This is a genomic window from Gordonibacter sp. Marseille-P4307, from assembly GCF_900604965.1.
Lineage (GTDB): Bacteria > Actinomycetota > Coriobacteriia > Coriobacteriales > Eggerthellaceae > Berryella.
On record NZ_UWPD01000002.1, the window covers coordinates 1 to 1,101 of the forward strand.

Below are 1,101 nucleotides of genomic sequence, written 5' to 3' on the forward strand. Positions count from 1 at the left end.
GAGAAAGGAACCACCATGGGCGTCAACCTCAGCGGCCGCAGCTTCGTCCGCCTGCTCGACTTCACCACCGAGGAGATCGAGTACCTGCTCAAGCTCTCGAAGAACTTCAAGGACATGAAGCGCGCCGGCGTGCCCCACCGCTACCTCGAGGGCAAGAACATCGTGCTGCTGTTCCAGAAGACCTCCACCCGCACCCGCTGCGCCTTCGAGGTCGGCGGCATGGACCTGGGCATGGGCGTGACCTACCTCGACCCGGGCTCGTCGCAGATGGGCAAGAAGGAGTCCATCGAGGACACCGCCCGCGTGCTCGGCCGCATGTACGACGGCATCGAGTTCCGCGGCTTCGCGCAGGAGGACGTCGACGAGCTGGCCGCCAAGGCCGGCGTGCCGGTGTGGAACGGCCTGACCGACCTGTGGCACCCCACCCAGATGCTCGCCGACGTGCTGACCATGCAGGAGAACTTCAACTACGACCTCAAGGGCCGCACGGTCGTGTTCATGGCCGACGCCGCCAACAACGTCGCCCGCTCGATGATGGTCGTGTGCGCCAAGCTCGGCATGAACTTCGTGGGCTGCGCCCCCAAGACCAACTGGCCCGACGCCGCCCTCGTCGAGGAGTGCTCGGCCATCGCCGCCGAGAACGGCTGCACCGTGCGCCTGACCGAGGACCCGGCCGACGGCTGCGCCGGCGCCGACGTGATCTACGCCGACGTGTGGGTGTCGATGGGCGAGCCCGACGAGGTCTGGGCCGAGCGCATCGCCAACCTCGAGCCCTACCGCGTGACCGAGCAGGTCATGGGCTACGCCTCCGACGAAGCCATCTTCCTGCACTGCCTGCCCGCCTTCCACGACACCAACACCACGGTGGGCGCCGAGAAGGCCGAGCAGTTCGGCATCACCGAGATGGAGGTCGCCGACGACGTGTTCGAGTCGAAGCGCTCCAAGGTCTTCGACGAGGCCGAGAACCGCATGCACACCATCAAGGCCGTCATGTACGCGACCCTGAAGTAAGCCCCGCCCCGGACCGGGCGGCCCCCCGGGGGGCCGCCCGGTCCGGGGCGGGTCTTACTTCAGGGTCGCGTACATGACGGCCTTGATGGT

The 1,101-nt window shown here is 67.4% G+C and carries 1 protein-coding gene; it reads left to right on the forward strand.

Translation table 11 applies throughout. The annotated features are described in order from the left end of the window. The first annotated feature begins 15 nt into the window (after positions 1-15). Positions 16-1,011 carry an ornithine carbamoyltransferase gene (gene argF, locus EIH26_RS08325; protein ID WP_124061849.1) on the forward strand — a complete coding sequence of 332 codons (996 nt, stop codon included), beginning with the start codon at positions 16-18 and terminating at the stop codon, positions 1,009-1,011. Positions 1,012-1,101 lie beyond the last annotated feature (90 nt).